Source organism: Actinosynnema sp. NPDC059335 (assembly GCF_042752395.1).
Lineage (GTDB): Bacteria > Actinomycetota > Actinomycetes > Mycobacteriales > Pseudonocardiaceae > Actinosynnema.
In genome coordinates this window covers 1,732-10,064 of the sequence record NZ_JBHYXZ010000233.1, presented here as the reverse complement: position 1 = coordinate 10,064, position 8,333 = coordinate 1,732, and the positions used below count along the sequence as shown (strand labels likewise).

Sequence of the window (8,333 nt, the reverse complement as noted above, 5' to 3'; positions counted from 1 at the left end):
GCCCCCTCATCCCCCGGCACATCCGCGGCGGCGGCGGCGGCGCGCCCCCCCCGCCCCCCCCCGCGCGGGGGGGGGGGGGGGCCGGGGACGGTCGATCAGCGGTAGAGCGAGTCGTACAGCTCGGCGTGCGCCCGGTGCACGGTCTTGCGCTTCACCTTCAACGTCGGCGTCAGCTCGCCGTCGTCCTGGCTCAGGTCGCGGTCCAGCAGGGTGAAGCGCTTGACCTGCGAGACGGTGGCGAAGTGGGAGTTCGCCTCGTCCACCACGCCCTGCACGAGCGCCCGCACCTCGTCCGTCCGGACCAGGGACGGCAGGTCCGTCGGCAGGCCCCGGGCCTGCGCCCACGGCACGATCTCGTCCCGGTCCAGGGTGATCAACGCGACGAGGTACGGCTTGAGGTCGCCGTACACGACCGCGTGCGAGATCCACCGGGACTGGCGGAGCTGGTTCTCGACGTTGGCCGGGGCGATGTTCTTGCCGCCGGCGGTGATGATGATGTCCTTCTTGCGCCCGGTGATGGTGACGAAGCCGTCCTCGTCGATCTCGCCCAGGTCGCCGGTGCGCAGCCAGCCGTCGGTCAGCACCTCGGCGGTGGCGGCGGGGTTGTTCCAGTAGCCCGCGAACACGTGCGGCCCGCTCATCAGGATCTCGCCGTCGTCGGCCAGCTTCACCTGGAGCCCCGCCATGCCGAACGTGCCGACCGAGCCGAGCTTGTGCCGCGCCACCGTGTTGACCGTGCCGACCCCGGTCGACTCGCTCATGCCGTAGCCCTCCAGCACCGGCACGCCGGCCGCCGAGAAGAACTCCAGCACCTCGACCGAGATGGGTGCGGCACCGGACAACGCCTGCCGCAGCCGCCCGCCGAAGATCGCCCGCACCTTGGCGAACACCGGCTCCACCTGCTCGAACGCGGCGGCCAGGTCGGGCGGCACCGGTCGGCCCCCGGCCCGCAGCCCGCGCACCGCCAGCCCGACCCGCACGGCCTGCCGCAACCGCTCCTCCGGCACGCCGGCCGTGGCGGCGGTGTAGATCTTCTCGAAGATCCGGGGCACGGACGGCAGGAACGTCGGCCGCACCTCCGCCAGCTCCGCCACGACCCGCGACGTGTCGCCGCCGTAGAACGCGAGCGCGTGCCCGGTGTTGAGCGCGGACAGCAGCACGATCTGCGCGAACACGTGCGCCAGCGGCAGGAACAGGTACGCCACGTCGTCCGGCAGCACGTAGTCCAGCTCCTCGCTGAGCCGGCACATGGTCAACCAGTTCCGGTTGGTCAGCACGCAGCCCTTGGGCGGCCCGGTGGTGCCCGAGGTGTAGATGATCACGGTCGGGTCGTCCGGGTCGATCGCGGCGCGGCGGTCGTCCAGCTCGCCCGGGACCGGCGACGTCCGGCCGCGCGACCGCAGCTCGTCCAGCCCGCCGTCGTCGATGACCACGACGTCCCGCAGCCCCGGCACCTGGTCGCGGACGGACTCGACCTTGGCCCGCTGCCGTTCGTCCTCCGCGACGAGCAGCACCGCGCCGGAGTCGCCGATGATCCACGCGCACTCCTCCGGCGCGCTGGACGGGTAGATCGGCACCACGATGCCGCCCGCCGCGAGCACGGCCAGCTCCACCGCCGACCACTCCACCCGGGTGTCCGCCAGCACGCACACCCGGTCGCCGGGCCGCACGCCGAGGTGCACCAGGCCGGACGCCAGCTCCATGACCCACTCGGCGACCTCGGTGAACGTCAGGTCCTGCCACCGCCCGTCCCGCCGGTGGCGCCAGGCCACCCGGTCGTCGTGCGCCTGGGCGGCCACGAAGGGCAGGTCGGCGATGACGCGCGCCGCAGTCACGGGCATGGTGGTGCTCCTCATTCGGCTGGGGACACGTGCACGTGGACCCCGTTCAGCACGGCGGTGCCGGACAGCGGGTCCACGGCCAGGTCGTCGGTGAGCAGGTTGGCGTTGACGCCGGGGTGCGCCCGCGCGGTGGCGAGGCGGGTGCCGGGCCGGTCGTGGCCCCAGCCGTGCGGCAGGCTGACCACCCCGGCGGCCACGTCGGCGCTGACCTCCACGGTGGCCACGACCTCGCCGACGCGGGACGTCACCCGGGCCGCGCCGCCGTCGGCCAGGCCGAGCCGCGCGGCGTCGGCCGGGTGCACCAGCAGCGTGCACACCGGCCTGCCCTTCACCAGGGCGGGCACGTTGTGCAGCCACGAGTTGTTCGACCGCAGGTGCCGCCGGCCGATCAGCACCAGGCCCTCGACCGGCGCGCGCAGGGCCGCCAGCACGCGGGGCACGTCGGCCGCGATCGGCCCGGGGCACAGCTCGACCCGGCCCGACGGCGTGCGCAGGACCTCCGGCAGGCGGCCGGTCAGCGGACCGAGGTCGACGCCGTGCGGCCGGTCGAGCAGGTCGTCCAGCGTCAGCCCGTACGGCCCGGACCGCAGCCGGGCGTCCAGCAGCCGCTCCTCGCGGGTGCGCCCCGACTCGCCGGTCAGGCCGACGAGCGCTTCGAGGTCGGCGTCCGGGCCGAGGCCGGCGAGGATCGCGGTCAGCCGGAGCAGGATCTCGCCCTCGTCGACCTCGTCGGGGCCGAGCGGCACGGCGGGGCGGGAGAACTTGGCCACGTTGCGCACCGACAGCGACAGTAACGCCAGGTCGTAGTGCGCGCGGCGGCTGGGCGGAGGTGGCGGCAGGATCACGTCGGCGTGCCGGGTGGTCTCGTTCAGGTAGGGGTCGACCGACACCATGAAGTCCAGCGTGGCCAGCGCCGCGTCGAGCCGGGCCGAGTTGGGCACGGACAGCGCCGGGTTGCCGGCCACCGTGACCAGCGCCCGCACCTGTCCGTCCCCCGGTGTGGTGATCTCGTCGGCCAGCGTGACGGCGGGCAGCTCGCCCGCCACCTCGGGCAGCCCGCGCACCCGGCTGCGCCACCGCCCGGTGGTGAAGCCCTTCCCCGTCCCGACGCCCCGCCGCGCGTGCGCGGGCAGCGGGAACATCGCGCCGCCGGGCCGGTCCAGGTTGCCGGTGAGGACGTTGAGCACGTCGACCAGCCAGCTCGTGACCGTGCCGAACCCGACCGCCGTGGTGCCGATCCGCCCGTACACGGCCGCGCGGGGCGCCTTGGCGAGCCGCCGGGTCAGCGCCCGGATCTCCGCCGCCGCGATCCCGCACCGCGACGCCACCGCCTCGGGCGTGAACGGCTCGCTGAGCCGCCGCACCTCCGCCACGCCCGCCACGTGCGGCGCGAGCGCCCCGAGGTCCACCAGCGACGCCGCGAACAGCTCGTTGACCATGGCGAACAGCAGGAACACGTCGGTGCCCGGCACGATCGGCAGGTGCGCGTCGGCGGCCGCCGCGGTGCGGGTGCGCCGCGGGTCCACCACGACGAACGCGCCGCCGCGGGCGCGCAGCGCCTTCAACCGGCCCGGCGCGTCGGGCACGGTCCACAGGCTGCCGTTGGAGGTGAACGGGTCCGCGCCGAGCACCAGGAGGAAGTCGGTGCGGTCCACGTCCGGCACCGGGATGGTGAAGATGCCCCCGTACATCAGCCCGCACGCCACGTGCTTGGGCATCTGGTCGACGGTCGCGGCGGTGAACACGTTGCGCGAGCCCAGCGCCTTGCGCAGCCCGGCCGCGTACAGGCCGCCGGCCAGCGAGTGCACCGTCGGGTTGCCCAGGTACAGCGCGACCGCGTCCCGGCCGTGCTCGGCGATCACCGCCCGGAGGCGCGCGTCGACCAGCTCGAACGCCTCGCGCCAGCCCACCGCCTCCCAGTCGCCGCCCCGCCGGGCGACGGGCGTGCGCAGCCGGTCCGGGTCGGCGTCCAGCGCGCCCAGCGACGCGCCCTTCGGGCACAGGAACCCGCCGCTCAACGGGTCCTCCCGGTCGCCGCGCACCCCGACGACGCGGTCGCCCGACACGGTCAGCTCCAGACCGCAGGTGGCCTCGCACAGCGGGCACGTCGTGTACGCCTTACGCATCGGGCCCCGCAACCCCACCGCACCTCGACCGCCGCACGCCGGAACTCACGCGCCCCAGGCAACACCGCCGCCCCGCGGCCCGGTTAGTGCGGACTCCACAACAACTAAGCGCGCCCGTCCAGCACCCGCGCCAGCTCCAGCCGCGACGACACCCGCAGCTTGGCGTAGATCCGGGACAGGTAGACCTCGATCGTGCGCGGGCTGTAGTGCAGCGCGGCCGCGATGTCCCGGTTCCGCATGCCCTGCTGCACGAGCCGGGCGACGTTCTCCTCCGCCGCCGTCAACACGCCGCGGGCCTTGGCCCGCGCCCGCGGCACCTTCGCGCCCAGCTCCCGCAACCGCCCGCCCGCCTGCCGCCGCAGCCCGTGCGCCCCCAACCGCTGGAACACCGCGTAGGCGTCCAGCAGCTCCGCCACGGCGGACCGGTCCACCAGGCCCAGCGCCAACTGCGCCCGGGCGCGCTCGAACACCAGCCCGCCCGCCTCGGCCTCCCGGACCGCCTCCCGCAGCGCACCGGCGTCGGCCTCGCAGAGCCCGACCGCCCGCCGCGCGGTCACCTCGGTCCAGGGCGCGACCCGGTCCGCGGGCAGCGACCGCAGCCACCTCACGGTCCGCCGGGCGTCCTCCGTGCGGTCGTGCGCCAGGTCCAGGTCGACCAGGCGGCCCAGCAGCAGGCCGCCGTAGGCGTTCAGCCCGTCGCCCGCGGCCTGGAGGAGCGTGCGCCGCGCGCCCTCCACGTCACCGCGCGCGGCCAGGTAGCCGGCCAGCGCCAGCGCGTGCAGCCCGGACATGTTCGGGCTGGTCGGGGCGGGCAGCGCGGCCAGCCGGGCGGCCACGTCCAGCTCGCCGCGCCACGTCCGCACCTCCAGCTCGATCGCGCGCAGCCCGTCGAGCATCATCAGCTCCTGCCGCGACTCCAGCTCCGCCGCCGCGCGGCCGACCCGCTCCAGGCACGCGTCCCACGCCCCGCCGAACCACTCCGACGCCGCCCGCGCCAGCTCCAGCTCGCCGCGGAACGCGTGCTCACCGGCCCGTTCCCGCAGCTCCTCGGCCCGCCGCAGCCGCCACGACGCGTCGTGCACCAGCCCGGCCAGCGCGCCGGTCGACGCGCCGACCGCCAGTGCCTGCAACTCCAGCGCGGGCGACCCCGCCGCCGAGGCCAGCGCGCGGTTCGCGTACTCGACCGTCCGGTCGTGCCGCAGCAGCATCGACGTGATCACGACCAGCCGGCCGAACACCACCACGCCCTCCGCGCCGGAGCCGAGCGGCATGGCCTCGATCCGGTCCACCGCCTCCAGCGCCTCCGCGTGCCGCCCGGTGAACACCAGCAGCAAGGCGCGCTGCGCGTGCAACGCGGCCGGCGCGTCGCCCGCCCGCACCTCGGCGTCGGCCAGCCGCACCGCCTCGTCCAGCCGGCCGACCAGGAACAGGCTGCTCAGCACCACCAGCGCGCACCGCGACCGCTCCGGTCCCGGCGGCAGCTCCGCCAGGGCGGCGAGGCCCGGCGCGACGGCGGCGGCCGGGCGGGACGCGTGCGCCAGCGCCCGGCACTGCGAGGCCAGCAGCGCGGCGCGTTCCGGCGCGGCCACCGGCAGCAGCTCCAGCGCCCGCGCGCACAACGCCGCGGCCGCCTCCGGCGCGGTGGCCCGGTTCGCCGCCGCGGCCTGCGCCATCACCCGCACCGCGCGCAGGTCGCCGGGCGGCGCGGACTCGGCCAGGTGCCAGGCCAGCTCCATCTCGTCGACCGCCAGCCCGCGCGCCCGGTCGTCCAGCAGCCGGGCGCTGATCAGGCTGTGCAGGTGGCGGCGTTGGGCCGGCCCGATCTCCTGGTAGAGCGCTTCGCCGACCAGCGCGTGCGAGAACCGGTACCCGCGGTCGTCGTCCCGCACCACGATGTGCGCCCGCAGCAACCCGTCGAACGCGTCCACCACGACGTCCTCGGGCAGCGACGACACGCGCGCGAGCAAACCGATCTGGTCCAGCCGCACCCGCCGGAAGATCGACACCGCGCGGGCGACCGCCCGGGTGTCCCGGTCCAGCGGCGCGACCCGCCGCAGCACGGCGTCGCGCCGGGTCAGCCGGATCGCCGAGGGCGACACGGCGAGCCTGGCCCGGTCGCCGTCCACCGCCACCAGGTCCAGCTCGCGCAGCGACCGGGCGATCTCCACCGCGAAGAACGGGTTGCCGTCCGCGCGCCGGCACACCTCGTGCGCCAGGCCGTCGTCCACCGGCGTGCCGAGCACGGTCTCCACGATCCGGGCCACCTCGTCGCCGCCCAGCGGCGCCAGCCGCACGCGCACCACCTCGGCGTGCCGTTCGAGCCGGTCCAGCAGCTCCTCGACGCCGGGGTTGCGGTGGTGCTCGCGCACCGCCGTGACCAGCACCAGCGGCGCGGCGGTGACGCGGCGCAGCACCACGGCGAGCATGGCCAGCGAGTCGTCGTCCACCTGGTCGAAGTTGTCCAGCAGCAGCGCGGCGGGCCGGTCGGCGGCGAGCCCGGTCAGCGCGCGGGCGACCAGCTCGCAGGACCGGCCGAACCAGGTCGCGTCGGGGGTGGAGGTGAGGTCGAGCGCGGCCACCGCGGCCCGCACGTCGTCGGTGGCCGGCACCGAGCGCAGCGCCGTCGCCACGGCCGCGTACGGGATGCGCCTGCTCACGTCGTCCGACTCGGCGGCGGCCACCGCGCGGCCCCGGTCCCGCAGCCGGCGGCCCGTCTCGGCCAGCAGGCTGGACTTGCCGATGCCCGGCTCGCCGGACACCACCACGGCCACCAACCCGGCGGCGGGCACGCGCCCGACCGCGTCGAACACGGCCGCCAGCTCGCTCTCCCGGCCGAAGAAAGGCGACAAGGGCGACCTCCCGGCGTTGGGCCCACCACCCTACCGACTGAGGTTTCCCTACTCACGTGTCGTGGCTCACGGTGCTGACATGGCGGCACACGACTGCCGCACCGGGAGGGCCGATGACGGTCGAGGGCACCTGCGCCGACGAGTTCGCCGAAGTCCGCGCCGAGTTCGAACGCAACTTCGCCGAGCGGGGCGAGGTGGGCGCGGGCGTGCACGTGACGGTCGACGGCGAGACCGTGGTGGACCTGTGGGGCGGTGACGCGGGCGGGCGGCCGTGGACCGAGGACACCGTCACGCACGTCTGGTCGTGCACCAAGGGCGCGACGGCGTTGTGCGCGCACGTGCTGGCGTCGCGGGGAGAGCTGGACCTCGACGCGCCGGTGGTGCGGTACTGGCCGGAGTTCGGGCGGCACGGCAAGGACGGCACGCTGGTGCGGCACCTGCTGGCGCACCAGGCGGGGCTGGCCGCGGTGCGCGCGCCGGTGCCGCCGGGCGGGATGCTCGACTGGGAGCTGATGACGGGGCTGCTGGCCCGGCAGGAGCCGTTCTGGGCTCCGGGCACGGCGCACGGCTACCACGCGTTGACGTTCGGCCACCTGGTCGGCGAGGTGGTCCGCCGGGTGTCCGGCCTGTGGCCGGCGGAGTTCTTCGAGAAGGAGGTCTCCGGCCCGCTGGGGCTCGACTTCTGGCTGACCCTGCCCGAGGACCTGGAGCCGCTGGTCGCGCCGACCATCCCGGCGGACCGCGGCGGGGAGCCGCCGGCCATGTCGGCGGCGGCGGCCGACCCGACGTCGATGCAGGCGCTGCTGGTGACCAACACCGGCGGGTACCTGGCGGCGTCGGACAGCCGTGCGGCGCACGCGGCGCAGTTCGGCTCGGTCGGCGGGATGAGCAACGCGCGCGGCCTGGCGCAGATGTACCGGCCGTTGGCGCTGGGCGGCGAGTACAACGGCGTGCGGCTGGTGGACGAGGCCCACCTGCCGGTCATGTCCGGGGTGGTGTCGGCGGGGGCCGACCGGATGCTGCTCGCGCCGACCCGGTTCTCGCTCGGGTTCGCCAAGTCGGTCGGGAACCGGCACCTGCCCGCGGTGGAGCGCGGGGTGCTGATGTCGGAGGACGCGTTCGGGCACTCGGGGATGGGCGGGTCGCTCGGCTTCGCCGACCCCGGCGCGCGGATGTCGTTCGGGTACGCGATGACGAAGATGGGGCCGGGCGTGGGCGTGAACGACCGCGGTCAGTCCCTTGTGGACGCCGTCTACCGGGCCCTGGGCCACCGCCCGGCGACGGACGGCACCTGGTTCCGCCCGACCCGGTGAACCCCGGTGGCGCCGGGGCGGGAGTGGTCGGGGGTCCGACCGCCGCCGCCCGCTCCGGCGCGATGACCCGGCCGCCGCCCACCCGGGCGCGGGCGACCGGCCACTGCCGGCCCACTGCCCGGCCGGGGGGGGGGGGGGGCGGCCGGGGGGGGCGCCCCCGCGCGCGCGGCGCGCCCGCGCGCGCGCGCCCCCCCCCCCCCCCCC

Annotated in this window: 4 protein-coding genes; 1 reads left to right on the top strand and 3 read right to left on the bottom strand. The window is 76.1% G+C overall.

Annotated elements, in window-relative coordinates; genetic code table 11:
• Positions 1-95: 95 nt before the first annotated feature.
• From ACFXGA_RS38025 to ACFXGA_RS38015, 3 genes are all read right to left on the bottom strand, one after another.
• Positions 96-1,841 carry an AMP-dependent synthetase/ligase gene (locus ACFXGA_RS38025; protein ID WP_378097324.1) on the bottom strand — a complete coding sequence of 582 codons (1,746 nt, stop codon included), beginning with the start codon at positions 1,839-1,841 and terminating at the stop codon, positions 96-98.
• A gap of 11 nt (positions 1,842-1,852) precedes the next feature.
• Positions 1,853-3,967 carry a molybdopterin oxidoreductase family protein gene (locus ACFXGA_RS38020; protein WP_378097321.1) on the bottom strand — a complete coding sequence of 705 codons (2,115 nt, stop codon included), beginning with the start codon at positions 3,965-3,967 and terminating at the stop codon, positions 1,853-1,855.
• A gap of 104 nt (positions 3,968-4,071) precedes the next feature.
• The gene (locus tag ACFXGA_RS38015) at positions 4,072-6,816 is read right to left on the bottom strand and encodes an ATP-binding protein (protein WP_378097318.1); all 2,745 of its coding nucleotides are present in this window, start codon (positions 6,814-6,816) and stop codon (positions 4,072-4,074) included.
• Between the two features lie 113 nt (positions 6,817-6,929).
• Between ACFXGA_RS38015 and ACFXGA_RS38010 the strand changes: the two genes are divergently transcribed.
• Positions 6,930-8,129, top strand: a complete 1,200-nt coding sequence (locus ACFXGA_RS38010; RefSeq protein ID WP_378097315.1) for a serine hydrolase domain-containing protein — start codon at positions 6,930-6,932, stop codon at positions 8,127-8,129.
• Positions 8,130-8,333: the final 204 nt, after the last annotated feature.

Bases quoted from the DNA above. Each gene is read 5' to 3' on its own strand.
- ACFXGA_RS38020 (WP_378097321.1), bottom strand. From the start codon at position 3,967: ATGCGTAAGGCGTACACGACGTGCCCGCTGTGCGAGGCCACCTGCGGT.
- ACFXGA_RS38010 (WP_378097315.1), top strand. From the start codon at position 6,930: ATGACGGTCGAGGGCACCTGCGCCGACGAGTTCGCCGAAGTCCGCGCC.
- ACFXGA_RS38025 (WP_378097324.1), bottom strand. From the start codon at position 1,841: ATGCCCGTGACTGCGGCGCGCGTCATCGCCGACCTGCCCTTCGTGGCC.